Raw genomic sequence first — 25211 nt, forward strand, 5'->3', positions numbered from 1 at the left:
ATAAAGTAATGATCAACCTAAAAAATGTAACTTTTAAGTGGCATAAAAGCGATAACTCACCCACGCTCAACATAAAAGAGTTAGTTATCGAAAAAGGTGAGCATATTTTTTTACACGGTCCTAGTGGCTCAGGTAAATCGACATTATTAGCGATTCTTGCTGGCATTAATACAGCCACTAGCGGTGAGGTATCAATTTTAGACCAAAATCTAACTACATTAAGCAATACTACCCGTGATGCGTTTAGAGCAGATCATATTGGCTACATTTTTCAAAACTTTAACTTACTCCCTTATTTAACACCTATTGAAAATATAACGCTTGGGTGTGAGTTTTCAAAAAGCCGCAAACAAAAAATATTAAAACAGTCATCAAATAAAAACTCTGCATTACAACAAGAAGCCATACGATTATTAAATGCTTTAGGCCTTACTGCGCAGTACCATCATAAGGATGTAGCAGAGCTTAGTATTGGACAGCAACAGCGCGTTGCTGCCGCTCGTGCATTTATAGGCAGCCCTGAATTAATAATTGCTGATGAGCCCACCTCCGCACTCGATACAAATAACCGTGAAAGCTTTATAAACCTACTGTTTGAGCAGGCAAAGTTATCTAATAGTGCGCTGGTATTTGTGAGCCACGATGAAACACTAAAGCCTTTATTTGACCGCTCCATTGACCTTATAAGCTTGCAGGAACAAGTATGATTCTCGCTAAACTTGCTTACAAAAGCTTATTAAACCGCCGCGCTAGTGTACTGCTTACATTATTTACTATCGCAATTAGTGTAATGCTACTTTTAAGTATTGAGCGTGTACGAATTGATGCTAAAAGTAGTTTTAGTAATACTATTTCGGGCACTGATTTAATTGTGGGTGCACGTACCGGCGACATACAGTTGCTGCTTTCTTCGGTATTTAGAATCGGCCATACTAATAACGGCGTAAGCTGGAAAAGTTATGAATACATAACAAGTCAGCGAGGCGTAAAATGGAGCATACCTATAAGCCTAGGCGACAGCCATAAAGGCCAAGCGGTACTAGGCACAACACTTGATTATTTTAGCCATTATCGCTTTGCAAAAAAACAAAGTTTAACCTTTAACAAAGGCCACCCTTTTGCTGCAATTAACGAAGTGGTGCTAGGTAGTGAAGTTGCAAATAAATTAGGTTATAAACTTAACGACTCTATTGTTATATCGCACGGTATGGGTAATACCAGCTTTCATCATCATGACGACAACCCATTTAAAATCGTCGGCATTTTAAATCCAACAGGCACGCCTGTTGATAAAACATTGCATATACCTTTAGCTGCAATCGATTTAATTCACGGCGGTTCAAGTCCAGCTCACGCTGAACACGAAAAGCATAATGATTTAACGGGTCATCCAAAACAAATTACAGCATTTTTAATGGGATTTAATTCGCCTTTGTACACACTACAAATTAGGCGCAATATAAATCAATATAAGCCAGAAGCCCTGCTTGGCATTATGCCAACCGTAACACTTAAAGAGTTATGGGAAATGCTCGCCATAGTAGAAAAAATACTTTTACTATTCTCAGCTGTTGTCGTGTTAGTAAGCCTACTTGGCATGCTAACGACATTGCTTGCAAATTTAAGTCAGCGTCGTCGCGAACTTGCTATATTACGTTCGGTAGGCGCTCGCCCTTGGCATTTATTTACACTTATAAGTATTGAGTCACTACTAACCACTTTACTTGGTTGCCTAGTAGGTAGTGCGCTTTACTATTTAGTTATTTTTTCAGCCAGCGGTTACTTACAAAGTCATGCTGGTATAAGCGTAAATATCACAATGCTCTCTTACTATGAACTGGGCTTAATCGGCGTTATTATGGCAGCCGGTTTTATTATTGGCTTAATACCCGCTACTCGCGCTTATTTTTATTCACTCAGCGATGGCATGAGTATAAAAGCATAATTTTTAGGTACTCTATGACATTTTTTAAAACAGCAGTTAATTACAGCTTGTGTATTAGCTTATTATTTATAAGCTTTATAAGCAGTGCCAATCCACCAAAAGAAATTTTTTGGGAAGACTTAATCCCTAAAAACCACGTGCAAATAGACACTCAAGCACAAGCTAATCACGAAGGTAGTGATCAAAACTGGGTGCAACCCGATTTAGATGCACCAGTAGTAAAAGCACTTGATGGGCAATCGGTAAGCTTACCCGGCTTTGTTGTACCACTTGAGGGCGATAGCGAAGTCATTACTGAGTTTTTACTCGTCCCTTATTTTGGCGCCTGTATACACGTACCACCACCACCGCCAAATCAAATAGTCCATGTAACAATTAAAGGTGGAGTACCAATAGATAGCCTATACGACGCAATTGTTGTAACTGGAGTCATAAGTACACAAACATGGTCGGGCGAAATAGCGCAGGTAGGATATAAAATGAAAGCGGTCGGTGTAGCACCGTTCGAGCTTTAAAATAAAGGGCCAGCTTTTAAAGCTGGCCCTTAAATATCATTAAATTTAGAATCGAAAAAATTTACATAACTAAATATTCAAATAACTAGATAACTAGATAACTACTTTTGGCAATTTGAGCAAAAAATAGTACTGCGCTGCCCCAATCTAATTTCTTCCAATTCGTTTTCGCACGTCATACATGGCTTGCCTTTACGCCCATATACTAATAACTCTTGAGCAAAATACCCTGGCTTACCATCACTTTGTGCAAAGTCTTTAAGCGTTGTACCACCTTGCATAATAGCCGCAGCAAGCGTGTCTTTTATAATAGGGATAAGTGCTTGATAACGTTTGAGCGATACTTTTCCCGCTTCTCGCTTTGGATGTATACCCGCTTTAAATAACGATTCATTCGCGTAAATATTACCAACACCAACCACCACTGCGTTATCCATAATAAATTGCTTTACGGGTACTTTTTTATTGCGCGACTGTTCGTACACGCGTTTAGCAAAAAAATCATCAGTAAGCGGTTCAGGGCCAAGCTTAGAGAGTAGCTTATGCACTTCACCTGGCTCTTGCCATAAGCAACAACCAAAGCGACGAGGATCGTTTAAGCGCAGTGCTTTACCGTTGCCAAAAATAAACTCTACATGGTCATGCTTTTTAAGCGGCTCACTTTTATCTACAACACGTAAATTACCTGACATACCCAAATGTAAAATAGTGCTTCCAAGCTCACAGTGTAAAAGTAAGTATTTAGCTCGTCGCTCAATACTAGTAACAACTAGCCCTTCAAGCTGATACACGTCATCAGGCACTGGCCAGCGCATACTGGCATTGTAAATATTTACCTTAGTAACTACTTGGTTTTGTACGTGGGGAGTGATGCCCATTCGGCTCACTTCTACCTCGGGTAATTCAGGCATTAATTAGACTCACTTTATGAAAAATCAAAACTAGGAAATAACTGCTGTGCAGTTTTTAAATCGAGTGCGAGTATTCGTTGGCTACTCTTTTCGAGTAAGTAATATTGCCCATCGCCTTTATAAAGCAAATAAACCCAAGGTAAACTCTCGCCAGCCAACTCAAATGTAGCAACATATAAAGGCTCATTAGGATTAAAAACAACAGATTCGTTAACGCCCATTAACTGCGCGCTTTGCCACTGATTAATTAAATCACTAAGTTGCTGCTCAGATGCTTGCCACAAAAGCGGTATGTCTTTTTGTAGTGGGGTTGTACGCCAGCTTGTTCCTATTCGCTCAATTTTTTGATCAACAAATTGCAGTGTCAGTACAAAACTTTGCTGGGGGAGTACAGCTTGTAATGTTGGTTTATCCTCCCCTCCCAAAAGTTGCTTATGCCAGCCATTTAAGAAGAAGATCATAATCAACATCGAAAATATTATAACGTTGTTCCAACCTTTACGGCCCAGTCGCATATTAATACACCTAGTAAATTCAAGATTTTAAAGTGTAACTAAAACTTAATTGCGCTGTCTATATGTTAAAGGCCGCAGACTTTGTTAGAATATCGGCAAATTTAAAGGAGTTCCATCAATGTCTATGTATGTAGTGGGCCATAAAATCCCAGATTCAGATTCTATTTGTGGTGCAATTGCACTGGCTTATTTAAAAAACCAAATCGATGAGCCTGCAATTCCAACTCGTCTTGGTGAAATTTCACCTGAAACTCAATTTATCCTTGATAAATTTGGCTTCGAAGCACCAGAGCTTAAATTAAGCTACGCAGGTGAAGATGTGTATATTGTAGATCACACAGAAAAAACACAAGCACCCGATGATATCGACCAAGCTCGCGTTGTTGGCGTGGTAGATCACCACAAATTAGGTGACTTAACATCATCTACTCCGCTTGAATGCTGGATTCGTCCTGTTGGTTGTTCAAACACTATTATTAAAATGATGTACGACTTCTACAGCGTAGAAATCCCTAAAGACATCGCGGGTATTATGATGTGTGCAATTTTAAGCGACACTGTCATATTTAAATCACCAACATGTACCACTGCCGATATTAAATGTGTTGAAGCGCTAGCTGAAATTGCAGGTATCGAGGACTTTAAAGAATTGGGTATGGATATGTTCCGCGTTAAATCTGCGGTAGAAGACACACCAGCACGTGATTTAGTAATGCGTGACTTTAAAGACTTCAACATGAACGGTAACCTGGTAGGCATTGGCCAACTAGAAGTAATCGACCTTGCTGTTTTTGACGATATTAAAGCGGACCTTGCAGCCGATATTGCTAAGCTAAAAGTTGAGGGCAACCGCCACTCGGTATTTTTACTGCTTACCGATATAATGAAAGAAGGCTCAGAAATGCTAATTGTATCTGACGATGCAAACTTAGTTGAGCAGGCTTACGGTGTAAAACCAGAAAATGATAAAGTATGGTTAGAGGGTGTACTGAGCCGTAAAAAGCAAGTAGTACCACCACTACAAGATGCATTCACAAAAATCTAATTGTGTTTTCATTTATTGATTTAAAAGCCTTGTTGGTTATGCCAACGAGGTTTTTTTATATCAATTTGTTAGGGCGTGTTGTTCTTTGGTGGTTGAATTTGCAGCAGCATGTTTGGTATTAAGGCAAGGCAGAGCCTATGTAGTGTGGTTATTCCCCATAAATAGGCGATAACGCAGCATAAATGCCAAACATGCGCTGCCCTTTGGGTTCTTTCTAGGGACGATTAACTCCTTGTTGCTCGGTTTTTACTTAGCCCACTAGGTTACAAACCTCGCGCCGCGATTAAATCGTCCCTAGATTGAACAAATTTCAATCCACAAAGATTAACATGCCCTAATCATATTTTTAAAAACAAAAAACCCAGCCTAAGCTGGGTTTTTAAATTCTAAAAGAACTAAAATTACTTAATTTTAGCTTCTTTAAAAAGAACATGTTTACGAATCTTTGGATCAAACTTTTTGATTTCCATCTTCTCAGGCATGTTACGTTTGTTTTTGTCAGTAGTGTAGAAAAAACCAGTACCGGCAGTTGAAACTAAACGGATTTTATCGCGCATGATTCAGATCCTTAAACTTTAACGCCGCGAGCACGGATTTCTGTAAGAACCGTGTCGATGCCTTTTTTATCGATAATACGCATACCTTTAGTAGTAGTGCGTAATGTTACAAAACGTTTTTCACTTTCAACCCAAAAACGGTGTGTTTGTAGGTTAGGTAGGAAACGACGTCTAGTCGCGTTTCTCGCGTGTGAACGGTGATTACCAACCGCAGGACGCTTACCTGTAACTTGACATACTTTAGACATGTCTATATATCTCCAATAACTTCGCTCGAGCTTAATTTAATCTAAGGCCGTGTATTTCCGCCCTAGAGATAAATCGAAGGGCGCTCTTTATACAGCTTTTACAGGCAAAGATCAAACACTGATCTATCCAATCAGCTCATATATGTAAATTTGATAGCGGCTAATTATAAAGATCGAATGCCCTTAGGGAAAGTAAAAACTGCATTTAAATTAAACTAATTTGCCAAAACACGTTAAACAGCTCATTTTTAACACACTTCTGTATCTAACAAAGCTAAATCAGGCCTCGCTCGGCAAACGAAACACACGTTTCTCCGCCCACAATGATGTGATCGAGCACACTTATGTCGACCAATTGCAGTGCTTGCTGCAATTTATTAGTAATAAGTTTGTCTGCTTGGCTCGGTTCTGCAATACCACTTGGGTGATTATGTGCAAAAATAACAGCGGCTGCGTTATTTTTAAGAGCTGCTTTTACCACTTCACGCGGATACACACTGGCAGAATTAATAGTGCCATAAAAAAGTATTTCATCTTTTACTAATCTATTTTGGCTATCTAGGTATAACACCATAAATACTTCTTGTTGCAAGCCTCGCATTTGAATTGTTAGGTAATCGTAAACTGAGTTTGGCGAATTAAACACGGCGTCTCGCTGGCAACGCTCCTGCATATAACGTTGGCTTAGCTCTAACACAGCTTGTAGCTGAACATACTTAGCGGTCCCTAACCCCTTTTGAGAGCAAAACTCCTCAATGCTGGCATTAAACAAATTATGCAGTGTTTTATTCTCGTTTAATAAATGCTGAGCCAACTCAATTACATTCATTCCTGGCAACCCTGTTCGTAAAAATATAGCAAGAAGCTCTGCGTCACTGAGTGCTTTAGCCCCTTTTGCGATCAATTTTTCACGAGGTCGAAGTGAGTTTGGTAGTGAAGTAAGTTGCATTATTCATCCTTGAGAGGCGAAAGTGTCTTATAAATGTAATGCAAATTTGAAATTTAGCCTGTTATTTCGAATTAAAAAACTTCGCGGTACGGGTAAAGATTTGTTATTTTAAGCGCAATATTTAATAAGACTGATGAACAACCATGACTAACTTAACAAACAAAAAAATTGTACTAGGCATTACCGGCGGCATTGCAGCTTATAAATGTGCAGAGCTCGTTAGGCGATTAAAAGACTCTGGTTGTGAAGTAAAAGTAGTTATGACTGAATCAGCTAAGCACTTTATTACCCCTTTAACTATGCAAGCCGTTAGTGGCGAAACAGTCTCTGACTCGTTACTTGACCCTTCTGCTGAAGCTTCAATGGGCCATATTGAATTTGCAAAATGGGCTGACTTAATTTTAGTTGCTCCAGCGACGTGTAATATTATTGCTAAAATGGCAGCCGGCATTGCTGACGACCTACTAACAACGTTACTGCTCGCAACGCCTGCAAAAGTGGCCGTTGCACCAGCAATGAACCAGCAAATGTATGCACACGCAGCTACACAAGCTAATTTGGCCACATTAAAAGCACGTAACGTACTAATTTGGGGCCCAGGGAAAGGTGAGCAAGCGTGTGGCGATGTAGGCGCTGGACGCATGCTAGAACCACATGAGCTTGTTGCCCTATGTACAGCAAAAGAGCAACCGCAATTACTTGCAGGAAAAACAATCACAATAACGGCAGGCCCAACGCGTGAGCCTCTCGACCCGGTACGTTTTATATCAAATCACAGCTCTGGAAAAATGGGTTATGCACTGGCAGAGGCTGCTTTGCAACTCGGTGCTACGGTTAATTTAATTTCGGGTCCAGTAAACATTAAAGCCTCTACTGGCGTAAACCTTATTAATATAGAAAGCGCTGAGCAGTTACTAAATGAATCATTAATTTATGCACCACAATCAGATGCATTTATAGGCTGCGCCGCTGTAGCAGATTATCGAGCTGCAAACATTGCGACTCAAAAAATGAAAAAACAAGGCGACGAACTCACCCTTACTTTAACTAAAAACCCTGACGTAATTGCAGCTATTGCCAATCTTAAACAAAACCGTCCTTATACGGTTGGGTTTGCCGCCGAAACTCAAAATGTAGAAAGCTATGCTAAAGGTAAACTACAAAATAAAAATCTAGATATGATTTGCGCTAATGACGTATCAAAAAGTGGCTTAGGGTTTAATTCAGATCATAATGCTTTAACACTGTACTGGCATAATGAACAACTAGAATTACCAGCAACAAGTAAAACAGAAATAGCACTCAAGGTGATCGAACAGCTGGCTAAACATCTATAAAAAGGCTGGAAACAAACTGAATAAAACATTAACATACGCCATTCATTTGAACAAAAAATGACTAGGGTTCTTAACTGCGCCACTAAGAATAACTAATAAAAAGGAATGTTCATGCCTGCGACAAAAAGAAGTAATCGCAAAGAGCAAATACTGCAAGCACTCGCACAAATGTTAGAAACTAATTTAGGTCAACGCATCACTACAGCAAAACTAGCTGCTGAAGTAGGCGTATCTGAAGCCGCGCTGTACCGTCATTTCCCTAGCAAAGCACGTATGTTTGAGGGCTTAATTGAGTTTATTGAAGACACTCTTTTATCGCGTATAAATATTATTATTGAAAACGAAAAAGAAAGTCAAACGCGCATTTACAACATTTTATTATTACTTCTAACCTTTGCTGAAAAAAACCCAGGCATTACCCGTATTTTAACCGGCGACGCATTACAAGGTGAGCAGGAACGTTTACGCGAGCGTGTACAAAGTCTGTTTGAAAAACTAGAAACTCAGTTTAAACAAGTACTTCGTGAGCGTAAATTACGTGAAGGTAAAAACTTCCAAAGTGATGAGCTTACTCTTGCAAACTTTTTACTTGCCTACGTTGAAGGCAAAATGAATCAGTTTGTACGCAGCGACTTTAAAGCAAAACCAAGTGTTCAATTTGAAAAACAATGGCTTGAGCTACAAAAAATTTGGCTGTAATTACTGCTAAATTAATAAATTAAACACTAAATTAAATACTAAATTAAATACTAAAAAACGACCTACGGGTCGTTTTGTCGTATGTAGCTGCCATTTAACTGATCCGCTCGAATTATGAACCAAACTCGTTACAATGAAACAATGTCATAATATGAGAATCAATAATGAAAACAAAACTCACCCTATTAAGCACAGCACTCATTGCTAGCTTAACTAGCGCCGCCATACACGCTAAAGAATCGCTACAATTTAAAGATGTATTTGGTTTTAAATCAGCTAAAAGCACGCAACTGTCTGACAATGGTCAAGTACTCACTTTTAGTGCAACGCCGTATCGTGGTAATGCAACAGGCCAAGTTTACTCACTACAAAGCAATACACTCATTGCAGAAGTAGAGCGCGGCACTAAGCCTCATATTAATAAAGCGGCAAACTGGGTCGCTTTTACACAAGTACCTACCTTACTTGAAAAAGAAACAACCAAAAAAAAAGACACCCTTAAAAATAACTTGGTACTCGTAAATACACAATCAGGTGAACAACAAAGCTTTGCTGATATAAAAGATTACACGTTATCTGATGACGGTATGTGGCTTGCTTATCGTTTAAATAAAAAAGACGATGACGCAAAAGTAGAAGATAAAACCGATAGCACTAAAAACGAAGAAGATAACGCTATCACGCCCGATAAAAAAGATAACAGCTATGCGCTTGTTATCGTAAATTTATCTGATAAACGCACCCATACAATAGAAAACGTATTTAGCTACGCTATTAACTCAGCTAACAGCCAACTATTAGTGAGCCAAAGTTACAGCGACGGTAATAACAACCAAATAGCGTTAATTGAGCTAGGTGACTTTAATAGCAGCGTATTAATTGACGAACCGGGCGTAATCGCAAATAAAATAGCGTGGCACCCAACTGACAACATTGCAGCGTTTACATTGGGTAATTATGTAAATGATGACACGCGTCGCCGTAGCTACAGTTTACAGCTATATAAAAACGATAAACTTTCAACAATAGCATCACCAGATAAAACATGGGTTTTAGGTAAAACAGCCTCTCTTAAGTGGTCAGAAAATGGCGAGCGCTTATATTTTGAAAACCATCCAAAATTAGCAGCTAAAGTAAAAGCCAAAGAATATACCGACGAAGCCTCACTGTACGACTTTGATACCATACGTGAGCATAAAGGTTTAGATGTATGGCACAACAACGATGCGCAAATAAAACCGCGTGAAGAACAACAATGGAACGAAGTTAATAAAAATCGCCATTACAGCGCGGTGTATCACGTTAACTCGCAAAAAGTGGTACAGCTAAGTACCACTAATATGCCTGAGGTTGCACTAAACCCGGAGCGAGATGTGTCTTTACTTGGCTCATCTAGCATCCCCTACCTAGAAAAAATAATGTACGGCGGTTTTTTTGCTGATTACTTTACAGTAAATATAAATACAGGTAAGCAAACACCCATTATTAGCAACTACCCGTTTAGACCAAGCCTTGCACCAAGTGGTGAGTTTGCGGCTTATTTTAACGATAGCCAAATACAGCTAAAAGATTTAAAAAACAATAAAGTAACACCGCTTACAAAAGCTATTCAGGCAACCTTTGCTGATGACAAACACGACTACCCATCTACCCAACCTGGTTATGGTTTTGCTGGTTGGATGACTGATAGCAGCCAAGTGCTTGCTTATAGTAAATACGATATTTGGGCGTTTGATGTAAAAACGCAGCAAGCTAAACGCCTAACGAATGGTAAGCAAAGCAATACGCAGTACCGTGTTATTAAGCTTGATAAAACCCAAGTGGGCTTTAAAAAAGGCGATACATTACTTGTCTCTGCTATTAATTTACAAACTAAACAAAGCGAAGTTGCAAAGCTCGACTTAGCCACTAACACAATCACTAACGTGCTTAGCGGTAATAAACGCTTTGATGTAGTTAAAAAAGCAAAAACTGCTGATAAATACATATTTACCGAGCAAACTTATAGTCAATTTCCTGATTACTACCAAACAGATTTTAGCTTTAGCGCACCAAAACAAGTGACCACGCTAAATCCACAAATTAGTAGTTTTGCATGGGGCGAAAAACCAGAGCTAATTAGCTATAAAGGGTATGATGGCGAAGACCTACAAGGCGTATTAATAAAACCAGCGGGCTATAAAAAAGGCGATAAAGTGCCTGTGGTTGTGTATTTTTACCGTTACATGAGCCAGCGTATGTTTGATTTTCCAAAAATGGAATTAAACCATCGCCCTAACTTCCCTATGTTTACCTCAAACGGTTATGCGGTATTTTTACCTGATATTCGTTTTGAAATAGGCCATCCGGGTAAATCGTCAACGCAAACCATGATAAACGCCACCCAAAAATTAATAGATTTAGGCATAGCTGATAAAAATAAAATTGGTTTGCAGGGCCACTCTTGGGCAGGTTATCAAAGTGCGTTTATGATAACCCAAACAGATATGTTTAAAGCGGTTGTATCGGGTGCGCCAGTATCTAACATGACCAGCGCGTATAGTGGCATTCGCCTTAAGTCAGGTCTTGCACGTCAATTTCAATACGAAACAGGGCAAAGCCGTATTGGTAAAAACTTATTTGAAGCACCAGAGCTTTATATAGAAAACTCACCGGTATTTTTTGCAGACAAAGTTAATACGCCTATTTTAATCATGTCTGGCGACAAAGATGATGCAGTGCCTTGGCATGAAAGCGTGCAGTATTATTTAGCGCTACGCCGTGCAGGAAAAGACGCTACATTTTTACAATACGAAGGTGAACCACACCACTTGAAAAAGTTTCCTAATCAGGTCGATTTTTCAGTACGTATGATGCAGTACTTTGATCATTACTTAAAAGGCAAACCAGCTGCTAAGTGGATGACACAAGGTGAGGCATTCGTTGAAGAGTAAATAACCCACACTAAAAAGCCGATATTGCATAAACAATATCGGCTTTTTTGTTTTTAAATTCCTCTTAAACTACAAACACAGCTCTCTAAATGGCAAAGTAGCTGCGCCAATTGATACCGGAAAATTATCAATATTAGATACCACCAACTTAGGCATTGGCCGCTTAGCGCCACGTCTAAATTGTGCATAAACCTCAGTACGTGCAATAACTTTTTCAGCCAACTCTTTTGGAATATGACCACCAATAATAATCGCTTCAGCATCTAATAATGCAGAGCAACAAGTTGCCACTAAATCAAATGAGTCTTGAACTTTAAACAGCCACTCTTCAACGCCTGGCCAATCGGGGTCAAAGTTGTCGTGCAGATCGTAAATAGAAGTAACGGCTACGCCATTTTTTTTCAAAATACGTTTTAGTAATTCAAGATTAGGGTGCGCATACAATTTAGGCGGTAGCATGTCGCCAAGCTCACCTGCGTTTCCATAAGTACCACGCAGTACATCGCCATTATTTACAATACCGCCACCAAATGCGGCCGATACAAACATATAAACAAAGTTTTTGTACTCACGACCAATACCAGCAACGCCCTCGCCTGCAGCTGCGCCTGTTGCATCGTTAACAACCCACGTAGGAAGCTGAAAATGCTGCGACACAATATCGATAATATCAACTTGCGACCACTCTTCTAGCATATGATGGGTATTCATTTTCCCATCCATTGAGCTAAAAAAGCCAGAGATACCCACGCCCATTCCCAGCACTTTTTCACTTGGGATGTCCCGCTCAGCGCTTATATCTTCCACTAGCTTTTGTGCACATTTAAGCACATTATTAATGCTCATATCCGACATTAGCTGCATATGGGTGTAAACCACCTTTCCCGTAAAATCCATTACGGCAATCGAAATAGCATCAAGCAAAATAGCTAAGCCAAAGGTAAATCCGTAATCGGGGTTAAGGGCAATGCCAAACCCTGGCTTACCTTTTTTATTTGGAATTAGCGTATCGCTTTGCACTATTACGCCGTGCTGGGTTAACGACTTAAGTAAACGCGACACAGTTTGTTGTGGAATACGAGTTGCGCTCACAATATGACTTTGAGTTACGCACTTTTCCCAAAACACCACTTTTATAATATCGCGCTCAATATCTTGAAATAGCTTTTCGCCTTTTCCAAGCTCAAAACCAGAGCGTAATAAGTTACTGTTGTTTAACGAAAACATAGGTATTAACCCTAACAAAATTGGAGCAAAAGATTACGTGAAACCATTATAAAGAACAAGTAGATAAACTGCGCCTATTCAATCACTATCACTCTAAAATCATTCACATTTGTGTTAGTTGGCCCAGTAATAATTAAATCATCAATGGCTTTAAAAAACTGATGGCTATTATGCCCTTCTAACTGTGCTTGAAGGCTCTCTCCGGCGTTTTGAGCGCGTGTAATCGTGGTGCTATTTATGTAAGCACCCGCTACATCTTTACTACCATCTACACCATCTGTATCACAAGCAAGTGCGTAAATACCCGCTTTGCCATTAAGTGCCTCAGCCAGTGCCATTAAGTATTCTTGATTTGGCCCACCATCGCCATAAACATCAGCAACGGTGACGGTAAGCTCGCCACCGGAGAACAACATAACGCGCTTGCCTTGGGCTTTTTGCTCAAGTGCGATAGCCGCATGTTGCTTTGCAACTTCTTTAGCCTCGCCTTGAATATCATATCCTAGTACTTGGGTTTCCCAACCTTGATGCTGTGCAACACTTATAGCGCTATCAATAGCATGTTGCGCGTTTGCAACAATAAAGTGCTCACCTATGGTATCGGCAGCTCTTTCTTGCTCAGGTTTTAATAAATGCGCTTGAACCTCTGTAATTACCGGCCAATTGTACTTTTGTAAAATAGCCAGTGCATCGGCTTTTGTGCTGCCATCGCTAATAGTTGGACCAGACGCTATATCACTTGGTTTATCCCCTACTACATCTGAAATAATCAACGTAACGTAATCCGACTTAGCGGCCTGCGCTAACTTGCCGCCTTTAACAAGTGACAACTGCTTACGGACTACATTTATTTCATCAACGCTTGCACCACTTCTCAGTAAAAATTGGTTAAGCTTTTGCTTTTGTGAAAAAGGTACATCATCAACAGGTAGGCACATCAACGACGAACCGCCCCCCGAAATAATAAACAAAATAGGAATATCAGCCGGATTATTTCTTACAAGCTCCAATAACTCTTTGCCAGCAGCTAAGCTGTTATCGTCTGGTGTTGGGTGGTTTGCACTAAGCACTTTAATTCGCCCAGTATCGCCGCTACTTTCGTAGCCATAACGCGTTACCACTGCGCCAAAACATTTATCACCATAAAAGCGATTAACTTCAGCGGCCATTTCGGCGGCGGCTTTACCTGCCCCCACTACACACAAACCTTTACTTGCATCTATATTTTCTAAATACTTACTCATGCAAGCACTGGGTTTACAGGCATTTACCGCAGTGGTAAATAAATCAATTAAAAACGATTTTTTAGAATCCATTAGTCACAGCTCACGAAAAAATTGAAGGAATAGCTAAACAAATTAATATCATCACAATAAACATGCTAAGTAGCATAACGATATCTTTGCCAGTTAAAATTGAGTTTGACACTGTCTCGGCATTTTGTACTTTTGTTACTTCGTTTACTTCTCGTGGAATTAAACGACTCGTCACATAAATAATCACAGCGGCGCTTACAAAACCTATAAAGTTCCACCAAAACCAGAAAATATCAGGCGCAAATACCGACACCAACAAGTTAATTAATACACCGCTAATTAAGCCAATATTGGCATGCAATGCAGCACTGCGTTTACTTAGTACAGCAACTAAAAATACCGCCAGTATTGGGCCATAAAATAACGAACCTACCTTGTTAATCGCTTCAATAATGGTTGGTGCAATATCGCCAGCAAAAAGTGATAGCACAAGTGTAATTGCACCCCATGCTAAACCTAAGTATTTAGCTAACTTTAAGTAAGATGGTTGGTCGAGCTCTTTGTTAGAAATACGGCTGTAATCTTCAATACTTACCGCCGAAAGTGAATTAATTGCAGAGCTAAGTGACGACATCGCTGCCGACAATATAGCAACAACCAATAAACCAATTAAGCCATGCGGTAAGTAATCTAGAATAAATATAGGCATCATCCAATCAGGGTTATCTGCTGGAATTTTTGCTAAAAATTCAGGGTTACTCATTGCCAGTGTGCCAACAATTAAACCCGACACACAATATAAAATAGTAATAGGAAAGCGCACTACACCATTTGCTAAAATCATGTAGCGTAGGTTTTTAGGATCTTTTGCACTGAGCGCACGTTGCGCTTGCGTTTGGTCACACCCGTAGTAAGAGGCGTAAAGTACCACACCACCAAAAATCATCGGTAAAAAGCCAAAGCCATCACCGCTAAAACCAAATGAATCAAACTTAATCGCTTCTAATCGGCTCGAGTCAACATTACTAATAAACGAGTCAACGCCACCTAAGTGATAAAGCCCAAACCCTATACAAGCAATAGTCCCCAGTACAATGATGATCATTTGAATCGCATCACCATATACTACCGCTTTCATCCCACCTTGCAGTGAATATAAAACAGTTATAACGCCAGTTAATACAATGGCCTGCCATGCTTCTATTCCCATGGTGCCTTGTAGAATAAGTGATACCGCGTAAATCATAATGCCGGTGGCAAACGCACGACTAAATTGAAAAACCACACTAATAAGTACACGGGTTGAGCGCCCAAAGCGCATTTCTAAATAATCGTAAATACTAACAATGCCGCTTTTATAAAGCTTGGGTAAAATAGTTGCTAAAATTAAAATCATCGCCAGCGGAACACCCAGCTCATACGAGAGCCACTGCATACCGCCACCTTCACGCAAACCAACAAATGCAGGAGCCGAAATAAAACTAATAGCCGAAAGCTGAGTGGCCATTACCGACAAAGCCAAAGGTTTCCAACCTAAGCTTTTACCTCCTAAAAAATAGTCATTTTTATTGGTTTGTTCGCGTAGCATAAATCCCATTACCAATAAGGCACCAAGATAAAGAGCAACTATTGAAAAATCTAATATATTCATAATTAATTCGCGTATTCACAATATGAAAACACTGCGCCTTTTCAAAATTAAAATACCAAACGGCTACCTGCCTTTACCTTTTTACTAAACAATCGTATTCAAAAAGGTAAACCTGTAACTAACTTAGCTGAAAAATGCATCACAATGCAAAAAGCCTATTAACCCAAAAGTGAGTTAATAGGCATAAAGCATTTATTTAAAAGTCGTATTTAACTCTTAAAGTAACGCGTCGTGGGAGAATCGGGCGACCTACAAAGTATGGATTATCTGCCGTTTGGCTATTGCCTAAACGTGGCGAACCTTCAGTAACACCGTCAGAATCAAACAGGTTAAATACCCCAACGCTTAAGCGGACTGTTTGCTCTGGTGCAACTTGCCAGTTATAACCTGCATCAAATCTAAATAAATGGAATGAATCAAGTTCTACAGAGTTTGCATCGTTAGCAAAGTTTTTACCTGTAAAGTTATGATAAATAGAAGCATCCCAGTCATCTGTGGTATAGCTTATAGATGTATTGAATAGTATTTTTGGTTTACGACGTAACTCGTTACCAATAATAGAAGGGTCTGAATCAAATTCAGTAAATTCGTGATCGGTGTAGGTCATGTTGGCATCAACAGCCCACTCATCGGTAATATCGTAACGACCTGTAAGCTCAACACCGGTTGCTTTAGTTGACTGCATAACTGGTAGTTCTAATACGCCACCGTTACCATCGTTTACAAAGTCTACGCTGCGTCTATCTTTTAAGTCAGTTCTAAATAACGCAACACTGCCGCTAAAGTCGTTATCAAAAAACTTAACACCTAGTTCGCCCTGCTCTACAATTTCGGCTTCGTAGCTGGCAGGCTCGCCTAAGTCATTAAACTGAATACCTCTAATTTCTGGGAAGAAAAACCCGCGAGATGCATTGGCATATACATTTAAGTTATCTGTTAAGCGATATAACGCCGCACCCGATACAGCAAATTCAGACGTATCTACTTCACCGTAGGTCATTACACCACTACCGGTTGTGTTTACTTGTAAGTTAGATGCGAGTGATGGGTCATTATTTATTTGTACAACTTGGCTGCCTTCGCGGCTAATTTTGCCTTCAATTTCTTCGTAGCGAACACCAAAGTCAAAAATCCAATCGTCACTTTCCATTTGATCCGCTATATAAAGTGCACGGCGGGTAGCGCTAATGGTTTGGTTAGTATAAGAAATACCTGGCCCACTAATGCCATTTTGTGTGTATTGAATCTCGTCGCCATTAACATCGGTATACGTTAAGTCAATTAAGCGAGGGTTATTATTAAATTCACCTAAGTAAGTCGTAATAACGTTATCGTCGTCGGCTTCACTGCGAGAGAAAAATGTACCAACTGTAATATCATGGCTAAAATCACCTACATAAATACTTTTGATGATATTAAATTCTGCAGAAAAATCTTCAGCTGGGCGGTCGCGGTCTAAAATGCGGTTAGCAAATAGTAAGTCATCGCTTGCAAGTGCGATACCTGAATTAACATAAGAAAACTCAGCGCCGCTTGCATCACCTAAGCCACGGTTAGCTAAAAAGTCGTCTTGGCTTTCAGGTACATTAATAATACCGTCGCCATCTAAAAATAAATTAAATTCGTGTTGGTATTTAGCGTATTTACTGCGCATGTTGATAGCAAAATCGTTAGCGAGTTCTTTTTCAAACACCACTGAAACAGAGCCACCTTTAGTGACTACACCATCGCTGATTGGCGATTCATAACGACCATTTGCTGTATCGTACATTAAGTTAGATACTTGCGCTGTTTGCAGTGATTCTACTTCACGACCATCGTTACCGATTAAGCGCTCACGGCTTTCGCCATCAAGTGGAATAGGTAAATAAAACTGAGCTTGGTCGTCAATGTACTGTCCGTAAACCGTAAATGAGCCAGAGCCATCATCAAATTCTTTACGAATATTACCACGTAACTGAGTACCTTTAGTCTCAAGGCCTGTATCTAAAGGGCCCTCGTCGTAGCGGTAAAAACCAGAAAGCGCATAATATAAGCCGTCTTCATTAAGTGGACCGCTCGTTGCAAAATCGAAGCGTGTACGCCCTTGGTCAGAAAGCTCCATTTGTACGGTACTTTGCGGATCGTCACTGCCCGTTTTAGAAATATAGTTAATAATGCCGGCCACAGAGCCTTGGCCAAATAAATTAGATACACCACCACGCACAAACTCTACGCGTTCAATACCCAGATCGTTACGGTAATACACATCAAACGCCGATGAGTTCAAACCAAAAACACTCAGTGTCGGTGAACCATCATACGACAGTGGCGTAAATTGAAACTGACCCGATGAAGGTAAGCCTCTTACTTGAAGGTTAGTAGCGACTTCACCGCCACCGCCTTCTACTTTAATACCCGGAATATAGCGAAGCACATCTGCTTGGCTACTTGAAGAAAGCTTTACCAGCTCGTCTTCGCTAATAGATGTTACTGATTGTGGAGTGTCTGAAATAACACGCCCTTTACTGGTACCAGAGACGATAATACGCTCAACGTTGTTAGCTTTTTTTGCTGTATCTGGTGCAGTTTCTTCTGCTGCATAAGCGCCCTGTGCAAGGCATAAAGATACAATAGAGGCGATCGTAGTTTTATTCACGGGTATTCTCCATTTGTGCTAGTTGTCTGTGTGTATTTACTTAGAGTGTGGCTAAGTAAAGCCGAAATAATCAAGTGAACATGTTAGTTTTTTGTTACTTCGAACAGGATTTAAGCACAGAAAAAAAACATTTACAACCCATAATGAGTGCTTTAATATTGTCAAAATCGAAAATAACACACAAAGAGCACCCAATATGACTACTATAAACAGCGGTAAAATTGACTCAGCAACGGCTTCATCGCTTGCAGACCTTGCTACTAAAACACTTATAGCAAACGACTTAGGTGGCTATACAGTACCAACACATGGCCTATACCCGTTTCAGTGGAACTGGGACTCAGCCATTACAGCGCTAGGTTGGATGAAGTCTGACGAAAGCCGCGCATGGCAAGAAATTGATGTGTTATTTTCAGGCCAATGGGATGACGGCATGGTGCCGCACATCTTGTTTCATAAAGATTCAGATACTTATTTTCCAGGTCCTGACGTATGGGGATCAGATAAAAAAATCAAAAGTACCTCTATTTCACAGCCGCCAGTAGTTGCTACTGTAATGAAGGAGATGCTTGCCAGTGCGAAAGACAAAACACTTGCAGAACAAAAAGTTAAAGCGTTATTTTCACAAGTAGTTGACTATCATTTATGGTGGTACAACGACCGAGATCCTGAAAGTACTGGTTTAGTAGTGACATACCACCCGTGGGAGTCGGGCATGGATAACAGCCCATCATGGGATGACGCTCTTCAAGCTGTGCCATGTGTGGATTGGGAATATACGCGCCGTGATACAAGCCATGTAGACTCTTCTCAACGTCCACATAAAAGTGAATACGACCGCTTTTTATACCTTGTAGACTTTTTTAAACGTAACAACTTTGACAGTAAAGTAATTTACGAAACCAGCCCGTACAAAATGAATGACCTAGGTATTATTGCTATTTTGCACCGTGCAACCAAAGATTTACTCAAAATGGGTGAACAACTTGGTTTAAACGATGCCCGCACTGATTACTTAGCACAGCGTTTACAAAAAACAGAACAAGCCATAAACACTTTATGGTGTGAGCAAAGTCAGTATTTTTATTGTCGTGATGTATTAACTAACAGCTTAGCGAAAGTTAAAACATCAGCCGCGCTATTAACTGTATATGCAGGTTTAACAAGCGATGAGCAAACTAAAATAATTAATACAGCCACTGAAGATTTTATTGAGTCGAGCCAATTTAGTGTGGCTTCTACCCACCCTAAAGAAGAAAAATACGAGCCACAACGCTACTGGCGCGGCCCTATTTGGTTACACATTAACTGGATGATAGCCACAGGCCTTAAAGAAGCTGGTTTTGTAACAACTGCTGAAAAAATTCAAGATGATACGCGCAACCTCGTTGTTAAGTCAGGCTACTACGAATACTTTAACCCAGAAACAGGCGCAGGCTGTGGTGGTAAAGATTTCTCGTGGACAGCTGCAATAGCATTACATTGGCTACTTGACTAACAACTAAGGCAACATCATGAAACACACAATATGCTTTGGTGAAGTACTGGTTGATTTACTTTCAAATAAATTGAGCCAAAACAACAACGAACACGAAGCGTTTACAAAGTTTGCAGGCGGTGCACCTGCAAACGTAAGCGTAGCTATTGCAAAGCTAGGCGGTAATGCCTACTTTGCAGGAATGCTAAGCACTGATAGCTTTGGCGACTTTTTACATAACGCATTAAAAGAGCAAGGTGTAAAAACCGACTTTATGCGTTTTACCAACCAAGCCAAAACCGCCCTTGCGTTTGTGTCACTTGATAACGACGGCGATCGTACGTTTGAGTTTTATCGTGATAACACCGCCGATCTGCACTTTAGTAATAATGACTTTAGTAGCGAATGGTTTGAGAAATGCGATATTTTTCATATTTGCTCAAACACGTTAACCGACGAAAACATCAGAAACACCACCGCTTACGGTGTTAAATTTGCAAAACAAAATAACTCAATTGTGAGCTTTGATATTAACTTGCGCCTTAATTTATGGCCAAGCGATGCTAACCCTCGCGAACATATTTTACCATTATTAAAAGACTGCTCAATTATTAAAGCCTCAAAAGAAGAGCTTGAATACCTTGCGGGTGAGCAATCGAGTGATGAATTTATTGCCCAAACACTGATTAACGGCTGTGAGCTATTTGTAGTCACAGATGCAAGTAACCCAATGTATTGGTTTACTAAACACGGCAAACAAATGCTTATCCCTAAAAAAGTAACTATGGTTGATGCTACCGCCGCCGGCGATGCCTTTGTAGGTGGCCTATTATATCAGCTAGGCTTACAAGCACTTACACCTGTGAGCTTTAGTACGCTTTGTGAAAATAATTCAAAGCTAAATACTATTTTTGAATTTGCTTCGTTATGCGGTGCCCACGCCGCATCTTACAAAGGGGCATTTAACTCCTTACCTAACCAAAAGTCTCTACACGATTTTAGGAGCGAACTATGAAAAGTACACCTGATAACTTTAAAAGCCATGAGTTTTTAACGCAGCACATTAGCGACACCTTAGCGTTTTACGAGCCAAATATTGACGACGAACACGGTGGTTTTTACCAAAACTTTTCTGATAATGGTGAGGTGTTTGATAAACAAACGCGCCATTTAGTAAGCTCTACTCGTTTTGTATTTAACTATGCACGCGCGTATCAAACCTTTAATGACGAAAAATACCTTACCCGTGTTAAATCGGGTATTGAGTTTATTCGTAAGCATCATCTTGTTGAGCAAACTGGCGGCTACAACTGGTTATTAAAAGTTGAAAACGGCCAAGCTACCGTGCTTGATAACACTAACCATTGTTATGGTTTTGCGTTTGTTATTTTAGCGTACAGCTGGGCATACCGTGTGGGCGTTACAGAGGCGCGTGAATACCTCAACGATACATTTCAAACAATGGAAACACATTTTTGGGATGCAAAAGCAGGGTTATATAAAGATCAGCACAACAGCGACTTCACAAAGTGCGATTCATACCGTGGCCAGAACGCCAACATGCACACCTGCGAAGCACTTATTGCCGCCTATGAAGCCACAAAAGACGAGATATTTTTAAACCGTGCGCTTACTCTTGCCGACAACATGGTTAACCGCCAAGCTAATTTAATGGGCGGATTAATCTGGGAGCATTACGATATAAATTGGCAGGTCGATTTAGAGTACAACAAAAACGATCCTAAAAATTTATTTCGTCCGTGGGGCTTTCAGCCTGGTCATCAAACAGAGTGGTCAAAACTGCTTATGTTTTTAAATAAACATAAACCACAAAAATGGCTTATCGAGCGCGCTCAAGCATTATTTGATAACTCAATAGATGTAGCATGGGATAAAAAACACGGCGGTATTTGCTACGGTTTTGCACCTGATAAAACTATTTGCGATGACGATAAGTACTTTTGGGTTCAAGCCGAAACACTGTGCTGTGCAGCCTACCTTTATGAAACCACAGGTGATGAAAAATACCAGCAATGGTACGACAAAATTTGGCAGTATTCATGGCAGCATTTAGTTGATCATCAATACGGTGCTTGGTTTAGAATTTTAACCGTAGATAACAAAAAAATGGATACCGAGAAAAGCCCTATTGGTAAAACTGATTACCACACTATGGGTGCCTGCTTTGATGTGCTCGAACTATTAAAGTAACTATGTAGTTATAACTTTTACAGTATTGTGTAGACCTTTTAACCGCCAGTTTGGCGGTTTTTTTCTTAATGGGTGGCCAAAATCACTGTACCACTTGTATCTTGAGGTTTTGGATGCAATCTCATCAGAGAAACAAACTCAGGCTAAAAAAACTGGTAAGGCTCGTAAACGCTCTGTTAGCACTGACTTGGAGAGAATTAAAGAAGATAAATCAAAAGAAAAAAGGCTAAAAGATAAATACCGACATGAGTTAGATGTTGCTAATCAAAGGCTAGATGAAGCATATGCAGAGCAAACAATGCTGTTAACTGCGATGATGAATTTTCTAGATATAGAAGATAGAATTAGATTATTACGAGAATCAAAACCTAAGATCGTTAGCATTAAATAGCTAGAGGTTATTAATAATTGCCGCTACATTGTAGGGAAAATATAAATGAAAAAGATAACAAGGAAGCAGCACTTCGTACCCAGGTGTTTACTTAAAAACTTTAGCTATAACGATGGTGCTATTAATATATTCGATTCAACTAGGAATAAGTTACGGCCATCTAATGTTGGAGCTGAACTATTCGAGAATAACTTCTATGATAAAGACAACACGATCGAAAATTTTTTGCGTGATTATATTGAAGGGCCAGGCGCTCAGGCTTTAAAAATAATTACAAGGGAAGTTGATGGACAATTGGATTTTGAAGGGCGAGTAGACCTTCTTCGGTTTATTTTAGTTCAATTAAGCCGTACACCAAATGCATATTCTTCCTCGCTAGATAATATTGACAATTATTTTAATGAATTAATAAATCAATTAGGTCAATTAAATGGTTTTGATAAAGAAGCTCTAGACGGTATAAAAGTTTCTTTTGATAACCCAAAATATTTTCTTCAACTGCAAACACTGGAAGCAGCGCTCAAAGTGCCTCTTCTCTTAGATTTAGAGTGGCACATACTAATTAATGAAACAGCCACTGAGTTTGTGATATCAGATCATCCTGTGGTTCATTACAACTGGTATCTTCGTAACTTACACTCAATAGATATCAGTGGTTTGTCTAAATGTGGATTGCAAGTTTTCTTACCAATATCAAGCACTATTACCTTATGTTTATATGATAGTAAGATCTATAAAATGGGAGCTAAAAATAGTTCCTGTACCATAATTGAAAACTTACCAGATATACATCTGCTAAATGAACTTCAATTTAGGAGTCGAGGCTCATTTATTGTTTTTAGGTCTACAGATGACTCAAACTATGTTAAAAAAATGAGCGATAAGTTTCCAGCGAATAGCATTTATAGTAATACAGTAAAAGCCATAGCTCCCACAATTATTGGAAGGGAAGCTAAAAATAAAATCACCCTCTGGCGTAAATCTTATATTTTTGATAGATGGTTGTCATTTTGCAAAGTTAAAAACAAGAAAAAAAGTCAGGATATAACCTGTTATGATCGAATACCTGAAGAATTAGCTAAACATGAACAATTCATTAAAGAAATGAGGTCAAAAAAAGAATAAAAATATGACTTATTTGCTTTTTTTTCAATCGCTATTTTATTGCTTTTATGACTTAAATTATGACTTTATTTTTAAGGAATAAAATACATTAAATTCAAGTGGTTAACTTTCAATCATATTTTAAATAATATTTTTTACCAAGGTTAAGGGGTGAAGCGATCACCCCAAGGTTACAAACTTTATTGTCTCTACACAACCTAAGCATACTGCCCACAAGCAAATCCACAGCTCCACGCATACTGAAAATTGTAGCCCCCTAACCAACCCGTTACATCGGTTACTTCGCCTATAAAGTATAGGCCTTTAGCTTTTTTAGCTTCAAAGGTTTTTGAGCTCAACTCGTCGGTATCTACACCGCCCAATGTTACTTCTGCTGTTCTATAACCTTCTGTGCCATTGGGTTTAATTTGCCACGCATGAATATAATTTACTAACTCATCTATTTGAGCATGTGTAAGCTGATTAATATTACAATCTGGTATCGCTTTGCTTTCGTGCAGTACTTCTATAAAGCGTTTAGGTAAAATAGTCGCAAGGCTATTTTTTAACGACTTTTGAGCTTGTGTTTCACGCCAATCAGCAAGTTGTTGCCTTAAATCTATTTCAGGTAATAGGTTTATAGTAACAGCCTGCCCTGCTCGCCAAAATGAGCTTATTTGTAATATTGCAGGGCCCGATAACCCTCGGTGAGTAAAGAGGATATTTTCTTTAAATACGGAGCCATCTTCGCTTGAAACTTCACATGGGATACTAATTCCCGAAAGTCCTTCAAAACGGTCTTTATCGTGCTGGTGCAAAGTAAATGGTACAAGTGCTGCCATGGTTGGTAATACATTTAACCCAAACTGCTCTGCAATTTTATAACCTATTGGTGTAGCCCCTAGTTTTGGCATGGTTAAGCCTCCTGATGCTATAACTAACGACTCACAGCTTAAGGTTTCTTGCTCTGTGGTAACGCTATAGCCGGTTTCGGTTTTTGATACGCTGATCACTTCACTGCGTAGCTTTATATTTACTCCGGCCCACTCACATTCGGTTAGTAAAATATCAACAATGTCTTGTGCATTGTTATCGCAAAAAAGCTGGCCTAGTGTTTTATGGTGATACGCCAAGCCATGTCTGTCCACCAGCTCAATAAAGTCATGCTGTGTATAACGACTTAAGCATGATTTAACAAAATGAGAGTTTGTGCATAGGTAGTTATCCGGGGTTGCATTTTCATTTGTAAAATTGCAACGCCCACCACCACTTATTAAAATTTTACGACCTGGTTTTTTCCCCATATCAAGTACTGTAACGCTTCGGCCACGGTATCCAGCTTGCGCTGCACACATTAATCCTGCTGCTCCCGCACCTATTACAATTACATCTACTTGGGTCATTTATTTATCTCATTAAAAAATTTGCTCGATTATAGCAAAGTTTAATAGCTAACAACGCAGCATTTGAATTATTAGTAATAACACAACAAAAACACATCAGTAATAAGTGGGGAATAATTACCCTCACAATAAAACAATCCTTTATACTTATTTTTAATTTATATGACAAATACTAAACAACGAGTAAACCGCTAAAAAC

22 protein-coding genes are annotated in these 25211 nt (G+C 39.5%); 12 read left to right on the top strand and 10 right to left on the bottom strand.

Annotated features, from left to right (window positions below):
• The first annotated feature begins 8 nt into the window (after positions 1-8).
• The 3 genes from I6F49_RS00540 to I6F49_RS00550 are packed head-to-tail and all read left to right on the top strand — an operon-like array spanning position 9 to position 2460.
• Complete coding sequence (locus tag I6F49_RS00540) at positions 9-707, top strand: ABC transporter ATP-binding protein (RefSeq protein ID WP_197177987.1); 699 nt, start codon at positions 9-11, stop codon at positions 705-707.
• Positions 704-1945, top strand: a complete 1242-nt coding sequence (locus I6F49_RS00545) for an ABC transporter permease (protein ID WP_166419676.1) — start codon at positions 704-706, stop codon at positions 1943-1945. Before I6F49_RS00540 ends, I6F49_RS00545 begins: the two co-directional genes overlap by 4 nt.
• 14 nt (positions 1946-1959) lie before the next feature.
• Positions 1960-2460, top strand: coding sequence for a DUF3299 domain-containing protein (locus tag I6F49_RS00550; protein ID WP_165740325.1), 501 nt, complete (start codon positions 1960-1962; stop codon positions 2458-2460).
• Between the two features lie 101 nt (positions 2461-2561).
• On the opposite strand, the gene mutM is transcribed toward I6F49_RS00550, so the two are convergent.
• Both mutM and I6F49_RS00560 read right to left on the bottom strand, forming a co-directional pair.
• Positions 2562-3371: a bifunctional DNA-formamidopyrimidine glycosylase/DNA-(apurinic or apyrimidinic site) lyase gene (mutM, locus tag I6F49_RS00555; RefSeq protein ID WP_149593869.1), complete on the bottom strand. Its 810-nt coding sequence runs from the start codon at positions 3369-3371 to the stop codon at positions 2562-2564.
• Between the two features lie 14 nt (positions 3372-3385).
• Positions 3386-3886 (bottom strand): hypothetical protein, encoded by a 501-nt coding sequence (locus tag I6F49_RS00560; protein ID WP_197177988.1) that lies wholly within the window; start codon positions 3884-3886, stop codon positions 3386-3388.
• A 118-nt stretch (positions 3887-4004) separates the two neighbouring features.
• Between I6F49_RS00560 and I6F49_RS00565 the strand changes: the two genes are divergently transcribed.
• Positions 4005-4931 (top strand): manganese-dependent inorganic pyrophosphatase, encoded by a 927-nt coding sequence (locus I6F49_RS00565; protein ID WP_024592811.1) that lies wholly within the window; start codon positions 4005-4007, stop codon positions 4929-4931.
• A gap of 401 nt (positions 4932-5332) precedes the next feature.
• Here the strand turns inward: I6F49_RS00565 and rpmG are convergent, their stop codons facing one another.
• The 3 genes from rpmG to radC form a co-directional block, all read right to left on the bottom strand.
• Positions 5333-5488, bottom strand: a complete 156-nt coding sequence (gene rpmG / locus I6F49_RS00570) for a 50S ribosomal protein L33 (protein ID WP_004335545.1) — start codon at positions 5486-5488, stop codon at positions 5333-5335.
• A gap of 11 nt (positions 5489-5499) precedes the next feature.
• Entirely contained in the window at positions 5500-5736 is a 237-nt protein-coding gene (gene rpmB / locus I6F49_RS00575; protein WP_004335549.1) for a 50S ribosomal protein L28, read from the bottom strand.
• Positions 5737-6010: 274 nt separating this feature from the next.
• Positions 6011-6685, bottom strand: coding sequence for a RadC family protein (gene radC / locus I6F49_RS00580; RefSeq protein WP_024598926.1), 675 nt, complete (start codon positions 6683-6685; stop codon positions 6011-6013).
• A 143-nt stretch (positions 6686-6828) separates the two neighbouring features.
• On the opposite strand from radC, the gene coaBC reads away from it, so the two are divergent.
• The 3 genes from coaBC (at position 6829) to I6F49_RS00595 (ending at position 11654) form a co-directional block, all read left to right on the top strand.
• Positions 6829-8022 (top strand): bifunctional phosphopantothenoylcysteine decarboxylase/phosphopantothenate--cysteine ligase CoaBC, encoded by a 1194-nt coding sequence (coaBC, locus tag I6F49_RS00585; RefSeq protein ID WP_197177989.1) that lies wholly within the window; start codon positions 6829-6831, stop codon positions 8020-8022.
• Between the two features lie 111 nt (positions 8023-8133).
• A complete protein-coding gene (slmA, locus tag I6F49_RS00590) occupies positions 8134-8721 on the top strand; it encodes a nucleoid occlusion factor SlmA (protein ID WP_007581932.1) in 588 nt (195 codons plus the stop codon).
• A 164-nt stretch (positions 8722-8885) separates the two neighbouring features.
• A complete protein-coding gene (locus I6F49_RS00595) occupies positions 8886-11654 on the top strand; it encodes a S9 family peptidase (RefSeq protein ID WP_197177990.1) in 2769 nt (922 codons plus the stop codon).
• A 69-nt stretch (positions 11655-11723) separates the two neighbouring features.
• Here the strand turns inward: I6F49_RS00595 and I6F49_RS00600 are convergent, their stop codons facing one another.
• From I6F49_RS00600 to I6F49_RS20540, 4 genes are all read right to left on the bottom strand, one after another.
• Complete coding sequence (locus tag I6F49_RS00600; RefSeq protein WP_165727168.1) at positions 11724-12881, bottom strand: ROK family transcriptional regulator; 1158 nt, start codon at positions 12879-12881, stop codon at positions 11724-11726.
• Positions 12882-12955: 74 nt separating this feature from the next.
• Entirely contained in the window at positions 12956-14197 is a 1242-nt protein-coding gene (locus tag I6F49_RS00605) for a glycerate kinase type-2 family protein (protein ID WP_166419671.1), read from the bottom strand.
• A gap of 10 nt (positions 14198-14207) precedes the next feature.
• Positions 14208-15788: a sodium:solute symporter gene (locus I6F49_RS00610; protein WP_165727166.1), complete on the bottom strand. Its 1581-nt coding sequence runs from the start codon at positions 15786-15788 to the stop codon at positions 14208-14210.
• A gap of 196 nt (positions 15789-15984) precedes the next feature.
• Positions 15985-18426 (bottom strand): TonB-dependent receptor, encoded by a 2442-nt coding sequence (locus I6F49_RS20540; RefSeq protein WP_197177991.1) that lies wholly within the window; start codon positions 18424-18426, stop codon positions 15985-15987.
• A gap of 196 nt (positions 18427-18622) precedes the next feature.
• On the opposite strand from I6F49_RS20540, the gene I6F49_RS00620 reads away from it, so the two are divergent.
• The 5 genes from I6F49_RS00620 to I6F49_RS00640 all read left to right on the top strand — a co-directional run bounded on the left by I6F49_RS00620 (position 18623) and on the right by I6F49_RS00640 (position 23630).
• The gene (locus I6F49_RS00620; protein WP_197177992.1) at positions 18623-19924 is read left to right on the top strand and encodes an MGH1-like glycoside hydrolase domain-containing protein; all 1302 of its coding nucleotides are present in this window, start codon (positions 18623-18625) and stop codon (positions 19922-19924) included.
• A 16-nt stretch (positions 19925-19940) separates the two neighbouring features.
• The gene (locus I6F49_RS00625; RefSeq protein WP_197177993.1) at positions 19941-20918 is read left to right on the top strand and encodes a carbohydrate kinase family protein; all 978 of its coding nucleotides are present in this window, start codon (positions 19941-19943) and stop codon (positions 20916-20918) included.
• Positions 20915-22114 carry an AGE family epimerase/isomerase gene (locus tag I6F49_RS00630; protein WP_197177994.1) on the top strand — a complete coding sequence of 400 codons (1200 nt, stop codon included), beginning with the start codon at positions 20915-20917 and terminating at the stop codon, positions 22112-22114. The genes I6F49_RS00625 and I6F49_RS00630 overlap by 4 nt, the downstream gene beginning before the upstream one ends.
• 109 nt (positions 22115-22223) lie before the next feature.
• A complete protein-coding gene (locus I6F49_RS00635; protein WP_133120271.1) occupies positions 22224-22505 on the top strand; it encodes a hypothetical protein in 282 nt (93 codons plus the stop codon).
• A 45-nt stretch (positions 22506-22550) separates the two neighbouring features.
• On the top strand, positions 22551-23630 hold the full coding sequence (locus tag I6F49_RS00640; protein WP_197177995.1) for a DUF4238 domain-containing protein: 1080 nt from the start codon (positions 22551-22553) through the stop codon (positions 23628-23630).
• 197 nt (positions 23631-23827) lie between these two features.
• Here I6F49_RS00640 and I6F49_RS00645 read toward each other — a convergent pair whose 3' ends face one another.
• A complete protein-coding gene (locus tag I6F49_RS00645; RefSeq protein WP_197119674.1) occupies positions 23828-25012 on the bottom strand; it encodes an NAD(P)/FAD-dependent oxidoreductase in 1185 nt (394 codons plus the stop codon).
• Between the last annotated feature and the right edge of the window lie 199 nt (positions 25013-25211).

Origin of the sequence: Pseudoalteromonas sp. SWN166, assembly GCF_015864485.1 — a bacterium.
In the GTDB taxonomy this organism is placed as follows: domain Bacteria; phylum Pseudomonadota; class Gammaproteobacteria; order Enterobacterales; family Alteromonadaceae; genus Pseudoalteromonas.